The 19,324-nt window shown below is 64.7% G+C and carries 19 protein-coding genes; 9 read left to right on the top strand and 10 right to left on the bottom strand.

Annotated features, from left to right (window positions below; translation table 11 throughout):
* The first annotated feature begins 79 nt into the window (after window positions 1-79).
* The 3 genes from FJ958_RS06085 to FJ958_RS06075 are packed head-to-tail and all read left to right on the top strand — an operon-like array spanning window position 80 to window position 2,137.
* Window positions 80-553, top strand: coding sequence for a CYTH domain-containing protein (locus FJ958_RS06085; protein WP_140740685.1), 474 nt, complete (start codon window positions 80-82; stop codon window positions 551-553).
* A complete protein-coding gene (locus tag FJ958_RS06080) occupies window positions 550-1,491 on the top strand; it encodes a CHAD domain-containing protein (protein ID WP_140740683.1) in 942 nt (313 codons plus the stop codon). Before FJ958_RS06085 ends, FJ958_RS06080 begins: the two co-directional genes overlap by 4 nt.
* A gap of 28 nt (window positions 1,492-1,519) precedes the next feature.
* Window positions 1,520-2,137, top strand: coding sequence for a DNA-3-methyladenine glycosylase (locus FJ958_RS06075; protein WP_246679507.1), 618 nt, complete (start codon window positions 1,520-1,522; stop codon window positions 2,135-2,137).
* Window positions 2,138-2,168: 31 nt separating this feature from the next.
* Here FJ958_RS06075 and FJ958_RS06070 read toward each other — a convergent pair whose 3' ends face one another.
* The 4 genes from FJ958_RS06070 to FJ958_RS06055 all read right to left on the bottom strand — a co-directional run bounded on the left by FJ958_RS06070 (window position 2,169) and on the right by FJ958_RS06055 (window position 5,415).
* Window positions 2,169-3,905 (bottom strand): SulP family inorganic anion transporter, encoded by a 1,737-nt coding sequence (locus FJ958_RS06070; protein ID WP_140740679.1) that lies wholly within the window; start codon window positions 3,903-3,905, stop codon window positions 2,169-2,171.
* A gap of 67 nt (window positions 3,906-3,972) precedes the next feature.
* A complete protein-coding gene (locus tag FJ958_RS06065; protein ID WP_140740676.1) occupies window positions 3,973-4,251 on the bottom strand; it encodes a helix-turn-helix transcriptional regulator in 279 nt (92 codons plus the stop codon).
* A 95-nt stretch (window positions 4,252-4,346) separates the two neighbouring features.
* A complete protein-coding gene (locus FJ958_RS06060) occupies window positions 4,347-5,048 on the bottom strand; it encodes a phosphatase PAP2 family protein (protein WP_140740673.1) in 702 nt (233 codons plus the stop codon).
* Window positions 5,049-5,076: 28 nt separating this feature from the next.
* Window positions 5,077-5,415 (bottom strand): hypothetical protein, encoded by a 339-nt coding sequence (locus tag FJ958_RS06055; RefSeq protein ID WP_140699180.1) that lies wholly within the window; start codon window positions 5,413-5,415, stop codon window positions 5,077-5,079.
* Between the two features lie 170 nt (window positions 5,416-5,585).
* Here FJ958_RS06055 and FJ958_RS06050 point away from each other — a divergent pair, with 170 nt between their 5' ends.
* Window positions 5,586-6,977, top strand: a complete 1,392-nt coding sequence (locus FJ958_RS06050) for a sensor histidine kinase (RefSeq protein ID WP_140740670.1) — start codon at window positions 5,586-5,588, stop codon at window positions 6,975-6,977.
* Window positions 6,974-7,636, top strand: a complete 663-nt coding sequence (locus FJ958_RS06045) for a response regulator transcription factor (RefSeq protein WP_140740667.1) — start codon at window positions 6,974-6,976, stop codon at window positions 7,634-7,636. The genes FJ958_RS06050 and FJ958_RS06045 overlap by 4 nt, the downstream gene beginning before the upstream one ends.
* A gap of 106 nt (window positions 7,637-7,742) precedes the next feature.
* Here the strand turns inward: FJ958_RS06045 and FJ958_RS06040 are convergent, their stop codons facing one another.
* Window positions 7,743-8,276, bottom strand: coding sequence for a hypothetical protein (locus FJ958_RS06040; protein ID WP_140740664.1), 534 nt, complete (start codon window positions 8,274-8,276; stop codon window positions 7,743-7,745).
* 276 nt (window positions 8,277-8,552) lie between these two features.
* Between FJ958_RS06040 and FJ958_RS06035 the strand changes: the two genes are divergently transcribed.
* Window positions 8,553-10,556, top strand: coding sequence for a PhoX family phosphatase (locus FJ958_RS06035; RefSeq protein ID WP_140740661.1), 2,004 nt, complete (start codon window positions 8,553-8,555; stop codon window positions 10,554-10,556).
* Window positions 10,557-10,686: 130 nt separating this feature from the next.
* Here the strand turns inward: FJ958_RS06035 and FJ958_RS06030 are convergent, their stop codons facing one another.
* Window positions 10,687-11,874, bottom strand: coding sequence for an NAD(P)/FAD-dependent oxidoreductase (locus tag FJ958_RS06030; protein WP_140740658.1), 1,188 nt, complete (start codon window positions 11,872-11,874; stop codon window positions 10,687-10,689).
* Between the two features lie 367 nt (window positions 11,875-12,241).
* On the opposite strand from FJ958_RS06030, the gene FJ958_RS06025 reads away from it, so the two are divergent.
* Window positions 12,242-13,279: a phosphatidylglycerol lysyltransferase domain-containing protein gene (locus FJ958_RS06025; protein ID WP_140740654.1), complete on the top strand. Its 1,038-nt coding sequence runs from the start codon at window positions 12,242-12,244 to the stop codon at window positions 13,277-13,279.
* Between the two features lie 22 nt (window positions 13,280-13,301).
* On the opposite strand, the gene FJ958_RS06020 is transcribed toward FJ958_RS06025, so the two are convergent.
* A complete protein-coding gene (locus FJ958_RS06020) occupies window positions 13,302-14,081 on the bottom strand; it encodes an ABC transporter permease (RefSeq protein WP_140740816.1) in 780 nt (259 codons plus the stop codon).
* A 14-nt stretch (window positions 14,082-14,095) separates the two neighbouring features.
* On the bottom strand, window positions 14,096-15,022 hold the full coding sequence (locus tag FJ958_RS06015; protein ID WP_140740652.1) for an ABC transporter ATP-binding protein: 927 nt from the start codon (window positions 15,020-15,022) through the stop codon (window positions 14,096-14,098).
* A 240-nt stretch (window positions 15,023-15,262) separates the two neighbouring features.
* Here FJ958_RS06015 and FJ958_RS06010 point away from each other — a divergent pair, with 240 nt between their 5' ends.
* Complete coding sequence (locus FJ958_RS06010; protein ID WP_140740649.1) at window positions 15,263-16,624, top strand: cytochrome ubiquinol oxidase subunit I; 1,362 nt, start codon at window positions 15,263-15,265, stop codon at window positions 16,622-16,624.
* A gap of 106 nt (window positions 16,625-16,730) precedes the next feature.
* A complete protein-coding gene (locus FJ958_RS06005) occupies window positions 16,731-17,735 on the top strand; it encodes a cytochrome d ubiquinol oxidase subunit II (protein WP_140740645.1) in 1,005 nt (334 codons plus the stop codon).
* Between the two features lie 162 nt (window positions 17,736-17,897).
* On the opposite strand, the gene msrA is transcribed toward FJ958_RS06005, so the two are convergent.
* Window positions 17,898-18,623 carry a peptide-methionine (S)-S-oxide reductase MsrA gene (gene msrA / locus FJ958_RS06000; protein ID WP_140740642.1) on the bottom strand — a complete coding sequence of 242 codons (726 nt, stop codon included), beginning with the start codon at window positions 18,621-18,623 and terminating at the stop codon, window positions 17,898-17,900.
* Between the two features lie 298 nt (window positions 18,624-18,921).
* A complete protein-coding gene (locus FJ958_RS05995) occupies window positions 18,922-19,224 on the bottom strand; it encodes a hypothetical protein (RefSeq protein ID WP_140740639.1) in 303 nt (100 codons plus the stop codon).
* Between the last annotated feature and the right edge of the window lie 100 nt (window positions 19,225-19,324).

Genomic DNA, 19,324 nt, shown 5'->3' with positions numbered 1-19,324 from the left:
AATCAATCGATTGATTAAAGTCAACTTGTGAACATAGCCGTCTTGCCATCGCCCGCGGCAGACGCTTTAGTGCCCGGCCATGGGCAAGGAAGTCGAGCGCAAGTTCCTGGTCTCCAGCACCGCGTGGCGGGAACTGGTCGAGGCGGATATCCGCATTCTCCAGTTCTACCTCGCCACCGCGCCTGGGCGAACCGTCCGCATCCGCATCAGTGACGGCGCCGCCGCCAAGCTGACGCTCAAATTCGGGCACGCGGCGCGTGAGCGTGACGAATTCGAATACCCGATCCCGTTGGCCGACGCGCTGGAGATGCTGGACTTCGCCATCGGACGTGTCATCGAGAAGACACGTCACCATGTTAGGCATCGCGGCTATCTCTATGAAGTCGACGTTTTTGGTGGCGGGCTCGCGGGACTTGTGGTGGCCGAACTCGAGACGCCGGAAGACGTGCCGGACGAAATGCTGCCAGACTGGCTCGGCCGAGAAGTCACCGGCGAGCAGAAGTTTTACAACGCGTCGCTCGCCCTCGGGGGGATTCCGGAGATCGCCGCATGAGCTTTCGCATCGACCCGCGCCTGCCGTTGACCGGTGAGGTCAGGCGCATCCTTGCCGAGGAAATTGGCAAGGCCCTCCAGCATCTGGACACGGCGCGCAGCCGGCCGGAACAGGGAGTGCATAAATGCCGCAAGCGGCTCAAGAGCGCGCGCGCCTTGCTGCGGCTGGTTCATTCCGGAGACGATACATTCTGCACGACCGAGAACCATTGCTACAGGAATGTGGCGGCGCTGCTTGCCGGCCCCCGTGAGGCGACGGCGCTGATCGAGACCATCGACCGGCTGGCGGCGGATTTTCGCAAGGAAAGCGCCGATGGCGGGCTTGATGCCGTACGCGACAGGCTGGTCGCCCGCCAGCATGATCTGCTTGAGGGCGCCGGCCTTCGGGCAGCAATCGGCGCGGCGACCGCGGCCTGCGAGGACGGCATGAAGCGGATCGAAAGTCTTGCCTTGCCCGACCAGCCGGAACAGGCCGCCGACGTGCTTGCCGAAGGCGCCCGTGCCATCTTGCGCCGCGCCAGGAAGGCGCTCGACAAGGCCGGCTCGCGCGGCGAAGCCGACGACTTCCACGACCTGCGCAAGGCGGCCAAGACACATGGCATGCATCTCTCGCTGCTGGGCAGGCTTTGGCCGGCGCCGATCAAGGCGCGGCGCAAGGCCGTCGATACGCTGGGCGAGCGGCTCGGCGAGTTGCATGATGTGTTCGTCATGCGCGCGCTGCTCGAGACCGACGGCGAGCCGCTTGGGCCGCCGTCGGATACAAAGCTTCTTAGCAAGCTGCTGAAGCGTTCGGAAAAGAGCCTGAGGAAAACCTGTCTCGCCGAGGCCACCGAACTGTTTGGCGACAGCCCCAAGCACTCGACGAAGAAACTAGCCCGCAAGGCGCGCGACGATCTTGCCGGCGCTCCGTCGCCGGAGGATTTGGCCGCCGCGGGTTGACCGCGGAAGGACTTCGATCCGTCGGGTTGTGGCGACCGTGAAGCACAGGGATAATCACCGGCCGCTCGGCCGCGAGGACTTGCCGAACGATACCGTGTCCCTCGCCCGCACTCTCATCGGCAAGGTGGTGGTGCGCGACTTGCCGGAAGGCAGGGTCAGCGGCCGCATCGTCGAGACCGAGGCCTATGTCGCCGGCGATGCCGCCGGGCACGGCTATCGGGGGATGACCCCGCGCAACCGCTCGCTGTTCCTCGAGCGGGGGCACGCCTATGTCTATCTCGCCTATGGTGTCTCCTATATGCTGAATGTCTCGAGCGACATGCCGGGGATCGGTACCGGCGTGCTGATCCGGGCCCTCGAGCCGCTGGAAGGTATCGCGATCATGCGGCTGAACCGGGGCACAGAGCGCTTGCGTGACCTGAGGCGTGGGCCGGGACGGCTGGCCGCGGCGTTACGGGTCGACCGGTCGCTCGACGGCCTCGACCTGTGCCGGGAAGGCCCTCTATGGCTGGCAAGCGATGACCACGAGCCCGGCGAAATCGGGCAGAGCACCAGGATCGGCATTTCGAAGGATGCCGACCGCCTGCTGCGATTCTATCTCAGGGGCAGCCCCTTCGTCAGCGGTCCGGGATCGCTGAACAGATAGGAGTCGGCCGACGCCGCGCCTCGGGCGAGAGCTACTGTGCCTCTCGTTCTCCCGCCAGCTGTGCCCTCGCGTCGCGGATCGAGGCGGCATAGGTCACCAGCGGCCGCTTGACGCCGTGGTTGATCAGCATGCGCCGTATCTGCGGCGACGCACCGGATATGATGAAGCGCACACCGGCGCGCCTGGCCTTGTGGGCCGCGCTTTCGATGACATTGGCCGCCGTCGAATCGAAGAGCGGCACGGCGGAACAGTCGAGGATGAAGTTGCGACGCTGATCGGCGATGCGGTCGAGCACGCTGCCGACGGTGGAGGCGGCGCCGAAGAAGAAAGCGCCCGAGATACGGTAGACGACGGTGTCGGCGTCGCTCGCCTCGCTGGAATCATAGGCGCCGGCGCCATTGATGCGGTCGGCGACGTCGTCCTGCACCAGATCCGCCTCGACCGCGACCGACTTGGCCATGCGGTCGATGAACAGGATCGAGCCGAGCGCGAAGCCGACGACGATGCCTTCGGTCAGGTCGCGGAAGACGACGATGAGAAAGGTCGCCATCAGCACCAGCGCATCGCCGCGCGACGCGCGCAGCAGCGTGGCGAAGGCCTGTTTTTCGAACATGTTCCAGCAGACCACCGCCAGCACGCCGGCAAGGGCCGAGAGCGGGATGTAGCTGGCGAGCGGCGCCGCCACCAGCATCAGCACGAGCAGGATCGCCGAATGCACCATGCCCGAGAACGGCCCGTGCGCGCCGGCCCGCACATTGGTGGCGGTGCGGGCGATGGTGCCGGTGGCGCAGATGCCGCCGAACAGGGCAGAGGCGATGTTGGCGAAGCCCTGCGCCACCAGCTCGCAATTCGACCGGTGCCGCCGGCCCGTCATGCCGTCGGCGACGACGGCCGACAGCAGCGACTCGATGGCGCCGAGCAGCGCGAAGGCGATGGCGTCCGGCAGGACCTCTATCATCCTGCCGAGGCCGACCGGCGGCAGGGCCGGCCATTGCAGGCTGCGCGGGATGCCGCCATAGCGCGTGCCGATCGTCTCGGCCGGCAGCGCAAGCAGCGCCACGACGAGCGAGGCGAGCCCGATGGCGATCAGCATGGCCGGCCATTTCGGCCGCCAGCGCTTCAGCAAGGCGATGGTCGCGATGGTCAGCACCGCCACGAAGGTCGCGGCAGGGTTGATCGTGCTGGCCGCCTCGCCAAGCGCGATCAGTTTTGGCACGAACGGTCCGGGCTCCTTGCCCGGCAGGGTCAATCCGAACAGTTCGACGATCTGGCCGGAGAAGATGATGACGGCAATGCCGGCAGTGAAGCCGACGGTGACCGGATAGGGGATGAACTTGATGTAGGTGCCGAGCCGGAGGTAGCCGATGGCGAGCAGGAAGACACCGGCCATCATCGTCGCCAGCAGCAGGCCGTCAACGCCGACGCGGGCAACCGTGGCCGCCACCAGCACGATGAAAGCGCCGGCCGGCCCACCGATCTGGAAGCGGCTGCCGCCCAATGCCGAGATGATGAAGCCGCCGACGATGGAGGTGTAGAGGCCACGCTCCGGCGTCACGCCCGATGCGATCGCGATTGCCATCGACAGCGGCAGCGCAACGATGGCGACCGTCAGGCCGGACATGAAGTCGGCCTTGAATTGCGGCAGGTGGTAACCCTCCCGCCAGACCGTCACGAGTTTCGGCGTGAACAATTCGGAAAATGTCGGCTTTGCCGGCCTATGGGCCGCCTTATGGGCCGATTGATGCCCTGCCCGCCGTATCTGATCCATGGACTGCCTTCCGCACCTGAAAGGCGGCGGGATCGTCGGCAGGACTGTCGGCGGTCGCCGTCGCGACTTATGCCGGCTCAGCCTTGGGACCTGGCGGCACGGCGGGCTTGAGGCGCACGCCCCTGCCGCCGCGTTCGCTGGCCTGGTTCTCGCCGATCAACTCCACCCCGGCCTCGTCGAGAGCCTGGATGACCTTCATCAGCGTATCGACCACGCCCCTGACCACACCGTCGCTCGCTTCCATGCGCTGGATGGTCGGAAGCGAGACGCCGGCGCGCTCGGCGAGTGTCTTCTGGTCGATGCCGGCCAACGCCCTTGCGGCACGCATCTGCGCGGCAGTGATCATCGGCCGGAACCCATGTCTGAGTCTGCAGACATAACGTATAATACTATCATTCTGATGTTTCAAGCATCATCAGGCATGGTTCGAACATATGAACGTCACTCACTTTCGCCGACCACACTGCGCCGCTGCAGGAGCCGCGCGGCCAACCAGCACAACATCGCCCAGGCGAAGCCCGCGCACCAGCCTGCCAGCACATCCGACGGCCAGTGGACGCCGAGATAGACGCGGCTGATGCCGACCAGCACCGTCGTCAGCACGGCGAGTGCCAGGACATAGACCTTCGTCGCGCGGCCATGCAGGAAACGCGCCGCGAGCGAACCGAGCGTGAGGTAGGTCACCGCCGACAGCATGGCGTGGCCACTGGGGAAGGAAAGCGACGTTTCGCTGACCAGATGCGAGACGAGCTCGGGCCGCGGCCGGTCGACGCCGACCTTCAAAAGGCTCGACAGAACCTGTCCCCCCGCCACGGCGACGAAGATGAGAAGTGCGGTTCCCGGCCTGCGGATCAACAGCAGGTAGATGATCGCCGCCGTGGTGATCAGCACCAGCACGCTGGGGCTGCCAAGGCTGGTTATGTCGCGCATCGCCCCCTCCAGCCACGGCGGACCGACCGGAACGCCGGGCTGGCCCGCCTGGCGGAAAGCAAGCAGGATTTCCGTGTCGAAGCCGTGCGGCGCGGTCGCCCGCGCCACCTCCATCAACTCCACGAAGCCCCACAGCCCACCGGCGATGACAAGGCCGGCCAGGAGGACCGGGAATTCGATTCGGTTGAGCAGGGTGTTGGCGGTATCTTTCATCGGGCCGGTGTCGCAGTCTTCATCTCGATCATCGCCCCTGCAGATAGGGCCCGAGCGTGATCAGCGCCACGGCGGCGACCGCCAGCACGATGCCGGTCGCCTGCAACGCGTTGACGCGCTCGCCAAAGAACAGCAGCGCCACGACGTTGACCGAGACCAGCTGGATGACGGCCGACAGGCTGAACGACACCGACATGCCGAATTCACGGATCAGCCGCAGCATGATCAGGTTGCCCAGCGAATAGAGCGCGAGGGTCAGCAGGATCTTGCCCAGGCTCGGCGCCAATCCCCATTGCTTGGCGGCGGTTGCCGCCAAAAGGAAGATAACCGTTGAAAAGCCAAGCTGGAGCAGTCCCGAAAAGCTCACGTCCCATCCCCCTCGAAGCGGTGCCCGCCATGTGTGTCGCGGCTCTTGTTTCCGAAGCGCGCCGGGCCGTCAAGCGACGTCGTTCGAACGAAGGTCTTGGCAAGGGCAAGACTGAAGCTCAATGTGCAGCCACCGCCCGGCCTGTTGACAGAGGGGGTGGCCAGGAGCCGATGATTCGTATTCTTCAGAACTTGGCGCGGCGCTGGAGCGAGCTTTCCCTTGCCGTGCAATTCCTCGTTGCCGGCGGCTTTGGCCTTCTGGCCATCATGCTGGTGGTAGGCTTCTGGGTGACGATGCAGATCAGGGACGGCGTCATCCGCAATTCGGCCGCCACGACCGCACTTTATGTCGACAGCGTGATTGCACCACTGCTGCCGGACCTGCGCAAGAGCGAGGAGCTGAGCGAGTCCGTCAAACAGGCGCTCGACGAGACGCTTGGCCAGGGCGCGCTCGGCAAACGCCTTGTGTCGTTCAGGCTCTGGCGGCACGACGGCACCGTGCTCTATGCGAAGGACGCGGCCTTGATCGGCCGCCGCTTCGATCTGAGCGACAATCTGCGTTCCGCATTCCAAGGCAGCGTCACCGCCCAACTCGACACGTTCGACGGCAATGAAAGCAAGGAGCAGGCTGTCGGCGTACCGCTGCTGGAGATCTACAATCCGGTGCGCGAACCCTGGTCCGGCGACGTGGTGGCCGTCACCGAATTCTTCGAGGTCGCCGGCGATTTCAAAGCCACGCTGGCTTCGGCCCTGCTGTCGAGCTGGCTTGTCGTGGCCGGCACCACCTTGACGGCATTCCTGCTGTTGTCGGGCATCGTCCTGCGCGGCAGCCGCACCATCGACGATCAGCGCGGAGCGCTGCGCCGCCAGGTGTCGGAGCTGCAAGGCCTGGTGGCGCAGAACAGCGCCTTGCGCCACCGCGTGCAGCGGGCGTCGCGCCGCGCGACCGCACTCAACGAAAGATATCTGCGCCGGATCGGCGCCGACCTCCATGACGGTCCGGCCCAGCTCGTGGCCCTGGCGGCGCTGCGCATGGACAGTCCGGTGTTTTCCGGCGACGGCCACTGGGGCGAAAGCCGCTCCACCGAGGTCGCGATGATCCGCAAGACGCTGGAGGATGCGATGCGCGAAATACGCGGCATCTGCACCGGCCTCGTGCTGCCGCAGATAGAAACGGCCGCCACCACGGATATATTGCGGCTGGCCGTCAACGAACACGAGCGCCGGACGGGAACCTCGGTGACGCTCACATTGCCTGGACATTTGCCCGAGCCCGGCGCCTCTGAGAAGATCAGCATCTATCGTTTCGTGCAGGAAGGGCTGAACAATGCCTATCGCCACGGACAGGGCAAAGATCAGATGGTTCGTGCCGAAATGAAAAATGGCAGGCTTTTCGTGGAAGTTTCGGATGGCGGACCAGGCTTCGATCCGGCGCGGGCGGAGGGGCTAGGGCTCGCCGGCCTGCGGGAACGGGTCGAGAGCATTGGCGGCCAGTTCGAGACCTTGAGCGGGCCGCAAGGCACGCGGTTGGTGATCAGTTTGTCTGTCGAGGAGCAAGCATGATTGGCGCTATTCGCATTGCCATTGTCGATGATCATCCGCTTTTTCGCGAAGGTGTGACGCGCAGCCTGTCGGAGATCGGAGGCTTCGAAATGGTCGGCGAGGGCGCGACCGCGCAGGATGCGGAACGCCTCGCTTCGACGGTGCGGCCCGACATATTGCTGCTCGACATCTCCATGCCGGGTGGCGGGCTGGCGGCGGTTGCAAACATCCTCGCCGACCATCCGGCCCAGAAGATCGTCATGCTGACCGTTTCCGAGGCCAATGCCGATGTGACCACGGCGCTGAACGCGGGGGTGCGCGGCTATGTCCTCAAAGGTATCGGATCGCGCGCGCTCGCCGATATCCTGCGCAATGTGGCGGCCGGCGAGAGCTATCTTTCGCCGACGCTGTCGGCCCGGCTGCTTTCCGATCTCCAGTCCCTGCAGCCGGCCGACGGCACGACGGACCGCCTGCGGCAACTCACCGGGAGGCAGACGGAAATCCTGCGGCTGGTGGCCGAGGGGCTCAGCAACAAGGAAGTCGCCTTGCGGCTGGACCTGCAGGAAAAGACAGTCAAACACCACATGACCGGGGTGCTGTCGAAACTCAACGTGCGAAACCGCACGGAAGCGGCCCTCATGATGCGCGAGTTTCGCGACCGTGACAGGAACCGTCCATAGCGATCCCGATGCGGGAAACCGCGCGGCGCCGGTCAAAAAAAGAGGTCACCTCCGCCGGGGGCGGCGGAGGTGACATGCGAAACTGACCGTTGCCTGTTGGCCAGCTTCACAAGGCCTTGAGACGGCTGATATCGGCCGGCGTGACCCGGCGGTCGATGATCGTGCGACCGAGGGCGTCCTCCATCCTGAAACGGCCGTTCTCGATCTTTTCCGTCAGGCCGTCCGGATGCTGGACCGTGATCTTCTTGCCATCCACATCGACCTTGTCGCCGGTCGCCATGTTGACGTGACTGCTGGCGCCCTGGTCGTTCTGCCCGGTGCTGGATCCTGGGTTGCCGCTACCGTCGTCACCACTACCCGTTCCTGAATTGTTGCCGCTATTCCCGCTGTTGCCGTTGCCGTTCCCGTTGTTGCCGCCGCCACCGTTGCCGCCGTTGCCGTTCCCGCTGTTGCCGCCGCCATTGTTGCCGCCGTTACCACCGTTGCCGTTCCCTCCGCCCTTGCCGGCCTGTGCGCTGGCAGCGTAGAGGCCTGGAGCGAAGCCATGGAAGGCAATGTGGTAGGGAGCGACGGTCAGCGCCAGCGCGGATGCCGATCCGAGCGCCAACCGGAAACAACGGGTCGTGATCGATCTTCGCATCCTAGTCTCCGTCGATTGAGCCGGCGCGCCCACCCTCAACGTTGCAGCCAACATCGCCGAAAGACGTAGTAGCCGGAAGCGGCCTCCGACCGTTGCGTTTGTCCTCCAGGACCTTTGCAAGCGCAAGCTTGGACCAAAGTCCGAGATTCCGGGTGAGCAACCTGCACCATGCAAGCAACAGAACAGGCATAATGTCACGAAAATGTGATCAGCCGACTGTACGGGATTGAACAGGTACCCAAGCTCCAGCAACTCCAACAGCCAGAGGCAAGCCCCATGACCGAACAGCGTTCCTCCGACGCCCGATTCCGCACCAGCCTGCTTGAGGAAAACGAAGGACCGGCCATCAACCCCACCGACAACCGCACCATGGGCGAGATCATTGCCGCGCGATTCTCGCGCCGGGGTTTCCTGAAGGGATCGCTCGCGGTCTCGGCGATCGCCGCCACTGTCAGCCCGCTGGCCATGATCGCCGCGGACGACGCCCGCGCCGCCGAAGGCTCCGCCTTCAAATTCGACGAGCTCGAGGCCGGCATCGACGACAAGCACCATGTCGCGCCAGGCTATGACGCCGACGTGCTGCTGCGCTGGGGCGACCCGCTGTTCGCCGATTCGCCGGAATTCGATCCGACCAAACAGTCGGCCGAGGCCCAGGCAAAACAGTTCGGCTACAACAACGACTATGTCGGCTATATCCCGATCCAGGGCTCCGCCGAGCATGGTCTGCTGGTGGTCAACCACGAATACACCAACCCGCATCTGATGTTCCCCGGCATCGTCAAGATCGTCGAGAAGGACGGCAAGAAGGCAGCCGAGGTCGCACCGCTGAGCAAGGAGCAGGTCGATGTCGAGATGGCGGCGCATGGCGGCACGATCGTCGAGATCCGCAAGGTGTCGGGCAAATGGCAAGTGGTGCGCGACGGCAAGCTGAACCGCCGCATCACCTCCAACACCGAAATGGCGCTGTCAGGCCCCGTCGCAGGCCACGACCGCGTCAAGACCAATGCCGACCCATCCGGCGCCAAGGTGTTCGGCACCGTCAACAACTGCGCCGGCGGCGTCACCCCCTGGGGCACCTATGTGATGGCCGAGGAGAACATCCACGGCTACTTCTCCGGCGAACTGCCGGAGGGCCACAAGGAAGCGGCCAACTACAAGCGCCTCGGCATTCCGGAAGGCGCCTATGAATGGGCCGCGCATTACGACCGCTTCGACCTCGCCAAGGAGCCGAACGAACCGAACCGTTTCGGCTGGATCGTCGAGGTCGACGTCGACGATCCGAATTCGACGCCGAAGAAGCGCACCGCCATGGGCCGCTTCAAGCATGAGGGCGCCGAATCGATCGTCGCCAAGGACGGCCGCGTGGTCTTTTATCTCGGCGACGACGAGCGCTTCGACTATGTCTACAAATTCGTCACCAAGGGAACCTTCAACGCCAGCGACCGCTTGGCCAACAAGGACCTGCTCGACGACGGAACGCTGCATGTCGCCAAATTCGCCGAGGACGGCACGGTGGAATGGCTGCCGATCGTCTTCGGCCAGGGCCCGCTGACGGCCGAAAACGGCTTTGCCGGCCAGGCCGACGTGCTGATCGAGACGCGCCGCGCGGCCGACCTGCTCGGCGCAACCAAGATGGACCGGCCGGAAGACATCCAGCCCAATGCCGTCAACGGCAAGGTCTATGTCATGCTGACCAACAATTCCAAGCGCAAGGGCGACCAGGTCGATGCCGCCAACCCGCGCGCCGCGAACGCCTTTGGCCACATCATCGAGATATCGGAGAGCGACGGCGACTTCGCCGCCACGAAGGGCAAGTGGGAAGTGCTGCTTAAATGCGGCGATCATTCCGTCGCCGATGTCGGCGCCACCTTCTCGACCGCCACGACGGCCAATGGCTGGTTCGGCATGCCCGACAATTGCGCGGTCGATTCGGCCGGACGCCTGTGGGTCGCCACCGACGGCCAGGGGCCGAAGGCCACCGGCCGCACCGACGGCCTGTGGGCGGTCGACACCGAAGGCACGGCGCGCGCGACCTCGAAACTGTTCTTCCGTGTGCCGATCGGCGCCGAAATGTGCGGCCCGCTGTTTGCGCCCGACGACCAGACCGCCTTCGTCGCCGTCCAGCATCCGGGCGACGGCGGCGAAGACTGGGAAGCCTTTGGCCGCCCCTCCTACTATGAGGATCCGTCGACACGCTGGCCCGATTTCAAGCCCGACATGCCGGTGCGGCCGGCGGTCGTCGCCATCACCAAACAGGGCGGCGGCAAGATCGCCGTCTGAGTTCAGGTGAAAGCTCTGAAGGAGGGGTTTCGGGACCCGAGGCCCCTCCTTTTCGCATGGAGTTTGCTCGCTGCGTCGTCCAAATCCGGCATGCCTGCAGACGCATGATTGCCGGCTCCCCGAGCCGGGATCAGCGCGACGCGCCGGATGGAGGGCGGGAGCCGGCGATCCGGCCGGCGATCGCCTTGGCCAATATGGCGGCATTGGCGAAGCAGCCGCGAATGCTCGGCCGCATGCCGGTGAACCACAGGCCCGGCAGTTTCGGGTCGGCGTCGCCGCCGTTGAAGAGCGGAACGCCCTTGCCGTCGAGCACGCCAAGATTGCCGACCATGCGCTCCAGCCCGGTGCGGTAGCCCGTCGCGGCGATGACGATGTCGGGATCGACCAGGCCGCCATTGGCCAGGACCACGCCGTCGCGGGTGAACTCCCGTATCGGGGGGACCACGACGATCTTGCCCGATTTGATGGCGCTGACGGCACCGTCGTCCGCGGCGATCGCGGTGTAGTCCGAGGTCAGGCGGCTGGCGCCGCCCGCCGGCGCGGGCGGCATGCCGAATTTGGTGAGGTCGCCGAAAACCAGGCGCTGCGTCAGCGCCATCACCGCATCGGCGACGCGCAGCGGCAAGCGCGCCATGAGCGGCGAGAGCCGGTGCACGGCGATCTTGCCGATCCGCTTGGGCAGAAGGGCGGGGCCGTTGCGGGCCGACAGCCACAGAGCCGCCGTATCCACGCCCGCCAGATGATTGAGGGCATCGAAGCCCGAATTGCCGGCGCCGACGACCAGCACTTTCTTGCCGGCATAGGTGTTGGCGTCGCCAAAATCCGCCGAATGGATGATCCGGCCCGTGAACGCCTGCATGCCCGTCCACCGCGGCGTGAAAGGCTCCCTGTCGCGGCCGGTGGCGACAACGACATGACGCGCGAGGCGCGAGCCGGTGCTGGTGCGGACCGCCCAGTGGTCGCCCATGAACATGATGGTCTCGACGGCGACGCCAAACTCCACCGGCAGCCGGTTCGCCTCACGGAAATCGTTCATATGGCGGATAACGACATTCCTGGGCGGAAAGGCGGGGGTACCCTTGGGAAAGGCAAGGCCGGGCAGCGCCGACAGATCGCGATGGGTGTTGAGATGCAGTTGCTGGTGGCGCCGGTGCCAGGGCTCGGCCAGCCGGCTCTCCTTTTCGAGGATCGCGGTCGGCACGCCGGCCTTGAGCAACGCCTGCGCGACGGCCAATCCGGCGACGCCGGCGCCAATGACGATCGCCGGCTCGATCGCCGCCAACTGCTCCACCATCGCCCTGGTCGTCGTATCAGCCATTCACTCTCGTCCCATTCAACCGCCACGGCACCCCGCAACGCATCGCAGGGTGCTGTAACCGTTTGATCGCGCGCAGACCCGCCGCCAAGCGGAAACGACTGGGGTTGCGAAAATGCGGCCAAAACAACGACATGGAGCGGATTGCCCGCTTCTGTCCGAATACATGCAGCCCTATATGGCATATCAGCGGCATCGGCGATAATCAGGTCGCGGCAAATTGATTGATTCGAGGCCGGGGGGCTGGCGGATCTTGTTACCGACGCAGGAATTCGAAACCCGCAACCGATTTCGGTTTCCCACGAAAATCAAGGCGCCGTGGTGTGTCGGCAGGCGCGTCGAACCACAGGCGGCACGCGGAATCTCGACCATGCCCTCCTTGCGGATCTATTTCGACAATATCCTCGAGGGTGCCTCGCCGAAGGTAGAGCGCCAGGCGCTGACGCATGTCGAACGGCTGGCAATGGTTCGCCGCCATGGCGACTTCTCGCTCGCCTATTCCACCGCCGTGCAGGGCAAGCTTTCCTATTTCGGCGACGCCGACGGCTACATCGCCTTCGGCACCAAGATGAGGCATCACTTCGCGCTTGGCGACCCGGTGGCGGCTCCGGCCAAGCGGCCCGACTACATCAGGCGCTTTGTCGAGACCGCCGGCGACCCATGGTTCGTGCAGATCGGCGAAGAGACCGCACGCGTGCTGGCCGGACTCGGCTACAAGATCAATCGGCTGGGCATCGACACCCGCCTGCCGCTACCCCATCATGACTTTTCCGGCAAGCGCAACGAAACGGTGCGCTATTCCGAGCGTTGGCTGTTGAAGAAGGGGTTTTCCTTCGACGAGGACAAACGCACCATCTTTCTCGACGAGATCGCCCGGCTCTCGCAAAATTGGCGCGGCGACCGCATCGTCAAGCGCTGGGAGATGGGCTTCCTCAACCGCCCCTTCAACGATCAGCTCGGCACCGACATGCGCCGGTTCGTCCTGCATGGTCCCGATGGCGAACTGATCGCGCTGCTCGACTTCGACCCGCTGTTCGCCGACGGCAAGGTGATTGGCTACACCACCGCCTTCAAGCGCAAGCATGTCGACGCCTCGCCGCATGCCGAGGTCGGGCTGACCAAATTCGCCGTCGACCGGTTTCGCGAAGAGGGTGTTTCCGTGGTCACGCTTGGCCTGTCGCCACTGGTCGACATAGGCCTAGGTGGATTTGCCGAAAGCGCGTTCTGGCGAAACATCTTTCAGCGCGCCTACGAGTCGCCCTGGATCAACCGCCGCAGGTTCAACCTGCAGGGCCAGGCGGCGTTCAAGCGCCGCTTCCATGGCGCGGAAGAGCCGGTCTACATCGCCTTCCGTAAGGGGACATATATCGAGATGCTGGGGTTGCTGCGGCTGGTCAAGGCCATTTGAAGCTGGATTCTGCGAAGCCGCGTCAGTTCCGCAACCGGTAACCGGTCCGGAAGATCCAGGCGACGATGGCGATGCAGACGGCCAGGAAGACCAGCGTCATGCCCAGGCTGACGCCGACGGAGACGTCGGCCTTGCCGTAGAAACTCCAGCGGAAGCCGCTGATCAGGTACACGACCGGGTTGAACAGCGTGATCGTCTTCCAGATGCCGGGCAGCATGTGGATCGAATAGAAGCTGCCGCCCAGGAAGGTCAGCGGCGTGACGATCAGAAGCGGCACCAGCTGCAGCTGCTCGAAGGTCTTGGCCCAGATGCCGATGATGAAGCCGAACAGGCTGAAGGTCACCGCGGTCAGCACCAGGAAAGCGACCATCCAGAACGGATGCTCGATCCTGAGCGGCACGAACAGCGCCGCGGTCGCCAGGATGATCAGGCCGAGCAGGATCGACTTGGTCGCAGCACCCCCGACATAGGCGATGATGATCTCCAGATAGGAGACCGGCGCCGACAGCAATTCATAGATCGAGCCGACGAATTTCGGGAAATAGATGGCAAACGACGCATTCGAGATCGATTGCGTCAGGAGCGACAGCATCATCAGGCCCGGCACGATGAAAGCGCCGTAGCTGATGCCGTCGATCTCGGTGATGCGTGAGCCGATGGCCGAGCCGAAGACGACGAAATAGAGCGATGTCGAAATGACGGGCGAGATGATGCTCTGCAGCACGGTGCGGAAGGCACGCGCCATCTCCACCCGGTAGATCGCCCATACAGCACGAAAATTGGGGGCCGCACGAAGGTTCATGGCAGCGCGCAGGTTCATGGCTCTTGCCTCAGAAGATTGACGAAGATCTCTTCCAGCGAGCTGTTCTTGGTGTCCAGATCGCGGAACTGGACCCCGGCGGCCTCGAGATCGCGGATCAGCGAGGCGACGCCCGGCCGGTCGCTCTGGTTGTCATAGGTGTAGGTGAGCTGGTTGCCGTCCGGAGCCAGCTCCAGCGCATAGTGCGAGAGCCCGTCGGGCACACTGTCCAGGGGCGCGCGCAGCTCCAGCGTCATCTGCTTGCGGCCGAGCTTGCGCATCAGTTCGGCCTTGCCCTCGACCAGGATGATCTCGCCGCGATTGATGACGCCGACGCGGTCGGCCATCGCCTCGGCTTCCTCGATATAGTGGGTGGTGAGGATGATGGTGACGCCGTCCTCGCGCAGCCGCCGCACCATCGCCCACATGTCCTGGCGCAGCTCGACGTCGACGCCGGCGGTCGGCTCGTCGAGGAACAGGATGCGCGGCTCATGCGACAGCGCCTTGGCAATCATCAGCCGCCGCTTCATGCCGCCCGACAGGGTGATCGCCTTGGCGTCCTTCTTGTCCCACAGCGACAGGTCGCGCAGCACCTTCTCGACAAAGGCCGGGTTGGCCGGCTTGCCGAACAGGCCGCGGCTGTAGTTGACCGTTGCCCAGACCGTCTCGAAGGCATCGATGGTCAGCTCCTGCGGCACCAGCCCGATCAGGCTGCGCGCGGCGCGATAATCGCGGCCGATGTCGTGGCCGTCGACGGTGACGGTGCCCGACGAGCGGTTGACGATGCCGCAGACGATCGAGATCAGCGTCGTCTTGCCGGCGCCGTTGGGACCTAGCAGCGCGAAGATCTCGCCGCGCTGGATGTCGAGATTGACTTGCTTGAGTGCCGTGAAACCGGTGGCGTAGGTCTTGGAGACCCCGGAAATGGACAGGATGGAGGGCATGGCTGAAACGGCTGCCTGAAAGAGGTCCCCTGATATAGGCCTGTTGTCGTCGCATGCAACCGGAAGTCAATGGCGCTGCTGACAGTTCTCGACATCGAGGCTTGGGGACCGGCCGGAAATGCGTCGCTTGCAACCGGCAAAATTGTCCTGTGGCGTTCGGCCTCGCGGCAGGACGCCGCTTTGACCTGAAGCCGCTTCGGGCCTATCCTTCGCGAATACTTGCAGCAGCCGGAGCCCATCATGGACCCGCTCATACTTTCGCGTATGCAGTTCGGCGCGAATATTTCGTTCCATATATTGTTTCCGACGATCACCATTGCGCTGGGTTGGGTGCTGCTGTTCTTCAAGCTGCGCTACAACGCGACCAACGATTCCGCCTGGATGCGTGCCTATTTCACCTGGGTGAAGGTGTTCGCTCTGTCCTTCGCCATGGGCGTGGTCTCGGGTGTCACCATGAGCTTCCAGTTCGGCACCAACTGGCCGGGCTACATGGAGCATGTCGGCAACATCGCCGGACCGCTGCTCGCCTACGAGATCCTGACCGCCTTCTTCCTCGAGGCGGCCTTCCTCGGCATCATGCTGTTCGGTTTCCGCCGCGTGTCGAACCGCATCCACACGCTGGCCACCGTGCTGGTGGCTGGCGGCACCACGGTCTCGGCCTTCTGGATCATCGCGCTGAATTCCTGGATGCAGACGCCGGCCGGCTTCGTGATGATCGACGGCAAGGCGCATGCCGTCGACTGGTGGGCTGTCGTCTTCAACCCCTCGATGCCCTATCGCCTGGTCCACATGCTGCTCGCCTCAGGCCTGACGGTTTCGTTCCTGATCGCGGGGCTGTCGGCGCTGCGCTATCTCAATGGCGACCGCTCGGAATCGATGTGGAAGGCGCTGCGCACCGGCGTCTTCACCGCCGCGATCCTGATCCCGATCCAGATCTTGGCCGGCGACCAGCACGGGCTGAACACGCTGGAGCACCAGCCGCAGAAGATCGCCGCCATGGAGGCCAACTGGACCACCGGGCCCAACGTGCCGCTGGTGCTCTTCGCCCTGCCCGACGAGGCGGCGAAGGAGAACAGGTTCGAGGTGACCATTCCCGACGGGGCAAGCTTGATCCTGCGGCACAGCGCCAGTGGCGTCGTGCCGGGGCTGAACGATTTTCCGGGCAACCATCCACCGGTCTTCCCCATCTTCTGGAGTTTCCGCATCATGGTCGGAACCGGCCTTCTGATGCTTGCCGTTTCCTGGTCGGCGGCCTTCTTCCTCAAGCGCCGGCACCGCTTGCCGAAGCCACTCGCCCTGCTGATGGTGCCGATGGCGCTGTCGGGCTGGCTGGCGACGCTGGCCGGCTGGTACACGACCGAGATCGGCCGCCAGCCCTGGCTGGTGACGGGCGTGCTGAAGACCGCCGACGCCGTCGGCCCGGTGGCGGGCAGCCATGTGGCGCTGACGCTCGCCATCTATCTCATTCTCTACCTGCTGTTGCTGATCGCCTATCTCGGCGTGCTGGTGCATCTGGCGCTGAAGGCGGCCAAGGATGGCGACACCTCGCCGCTGCCGGGTGTTCTCAACGCGCCGCTGTCGCAGCCGGCGGCAGGAGAGTGAGCATGCTTTCCTCGCGGGTCCGCGCGGACCCCCACAATCAATTTGAAACGATCGCTTCAAGCGGTAAGGCCGTGCACCCGGCCCATCGCGGCTGGGAGACATAGCGATGACCTACGACTGGCCAACCCTGCTGCCGCTGATCTTCGCCGGCCTGATGGGCCTCGCCATCCTGATCTATGTCATTCTCGACGGCTTCGATCTCGGCATCGGCATCCTGTTCGCCGCGGCGGAAGACACCGAGCAGGACACGATGATCGCGGCGATCGGTCCGTTCTGGGACGCCAACGAGACCTGGCTGGTGCTGGCTGTCGGCCTGCTGCTGGTCGCCTTCCCGATGGCGCATGGCGTCATCCTGACCGCGCTCTACATTCCGGTTTTCGTGCTGCTGGTCGGGCTGATCCTGCGCGGCGTCGCCTTCGACTTCCGCGCCAAGGTGCCGACCGAGCGCAAGCATCGCTGGAACCGCATCTTCTTCCTCGGCTCGATGATCGCCTCGCTGGCGCAGGGCTATATGCTGGGCGTCTATGTGCTCGGCCTCGATGTCGGCCCGGGCGGCATGGCGTTCGGCGTGCTGGTGGCGCTCTGCCTGGCAGCCGCCTACGCGGCGATGGGTGCGGCCTGGGTTATCTACAAGACCGAAAGCGCGTTGCAGAGGAAGGCGGTGCGCTGGCTGCGCACAGCGCTGGTGCTGACCGCGCTCGGCATGGCGGCCGTGTCGCTGGCGACACCCTTCGCCAGCCCGCGCATCTTCGACAAATGGTTCGTCTGGCCCGAGATGCTGTACCTGTCGCCGCTGCCGATCCTGTCGGCGCTGCTGTTCCTGTGGCTGTGGCGGCAGACCTTCCACCTGCCCAGGCCCGACGACCGCCATGCGCTGACGCCGTTCCTGACGCTGGCCGGCATCTTCGTGCTGGGCTTTGCCGGCCTCGCCTGGTCGTTCTACCCGTTCGTGGTGCCCGACCGGCTGACCATCTGGCAGGCGGCGTCGGCGCCCGAGAGCCTGGCCATCATCCTGGTGGGCACTGTGGTGGTGCTGCCGATCATCATCTTCTATTCGTTCTATGCCTATCGTGTGTTCGGCGGCAAGGCGACGGATCTGACCTACGATTGAGAGCATAATCTCCCCCCTTGAGGGGGAGATGTCGCCAAAGGCGACAGAGGGGGTTGCCGCGCGTGAGGCGCTAACCTCCATTCGCCGGAATGCGCCAGCGCCCGGTCGAACCGACCCCCTCTGGCCTGCCGGCCATCTCCCCCTCAAGAGGGGAGATTATGCTCAATTGCTCGCCGACAGCACCAAAACCGGCTTTTCGCTGTACAGCGCCGGGAACAGCGTCTTCAGGTTCGCCACCTTGGGCAGGTCGTTGTAGACGATGTAGGGGTAGGTCGGGTTCAGCGTCAGGAAGTCCTGGTGGTAGTTCTCGGCCGGATAGAAGGTCTTGCCGGTCTCCAGCGTGGTGACGATCGGCTCGGGGAACACCTTGGCCTTGTCAAGCTGGGCGATGTAGCTCTCGGCGATCTTCTTCTGCGTATCGTTTTCGGCGAAGATGGTCGAGCGGTATTGGGTGCCCGAGTCCGGCCCCTGGTAATTGAGCTGCGTCGGGTTGTGGGCGACCGAGAAATAGACCTGCAGCAGCTGGCCGTAGGTGACCTTCGACGGGTCATAGGTGATCTCGACGGATTCGGCATGCCCGGTGCGGCCGGTGCCGACCGTCTCGTAGACGGCGTTTTCCTTCGAGCCGCCCGTATAGCCGGAGACGGCCTTGCTGACGCCCTTGACGTGCTGGAACACGCCTTGCACACCCCAGAAGCAGCCGCCGGCGAAGATCGCCGTCTCGGTGCCGCCAGCCGCCTTTTCGTCCATCGCCGGCGGCGGGATCTTCACCGCGTCCTCGGCGGAAACGGCCGGCGTCAGCCAGAAGGCGGCGCCGGCGGCGGCCAGGACGAGCGCGGCCAGCGCGCCCCTGACAAGGCCGGTCGAACGGTTCTTGATATTGGTCATGGTTGCACTCCTCATGGCTCCACAGGGATCAGTCTATTGGATCGGGTAGGTCGGCGCGATGCACGAGTTGCGGCGGAAGCTCACATTCGTGTGCGCCGGCGCCGGCATCCCGGGTAAAATGGCCGCCCCCGACCTTGGACAGGAACGGCCATGGCAGGGACGGCCGGGAGCCGTGGCCCAGGGCCTAGAGCCGGATGATTTCAGGTCGAGTCGACCTGAAATCTGAATCCGTCTCTAAATCAAAAAGTTAGAGCATGATGTCGTCCGAAAACCGCTTCACACTTTTCGGCATCATGCTCTAGTTGGCCGGAGCCGTCGCTCCCATCGCATCCGCCGGCTTCATCGCGTCCGTCGCCGGCTTCATGGCATCGGCGGGCTTCATCGCGTCGGCTGGCTTCATGGCATCCGTTGCCGGCTTCATGGCGTCGGTGGCCATCGGGTCAGCCGGCTTCATGGCGTCCGCCGCCGGCGCCATCGCGTTGGCGGCCGGCTTCATGGCGTTGGTGGCGTCGTCGGCGCGGGCGATGCCGCCGGCCAGCAGCGCCGTCGAGCAGAGAGCGAGAGCGAGCGCCGGCAGCGTCAGGCGGGAAAAATTGGTCATTGGTGGTTTCCTTGCGGTTGGCGTTGGTGGTTGGTGGCGCGCCCTTGCGGCGGCCGGGCTTTTGCGACGCCGCTCAGGCGGCGTAGCGCAAAATTGCGTG

It is taken from the genome of Mesorhizobium sp. B2-3-5, assembly GCF_006442395.1.
In the GTDB taxonomy this organism is placed as follows: domain Bacteria; phylum Pseudomonadota; class Alphaproteobacteria; order Rhizobiales; family Rhizobiaceae; genus Mesorhizobium.
This window is presented reverse-complemented; position numbering and strand designations above follow the sequence as displayed.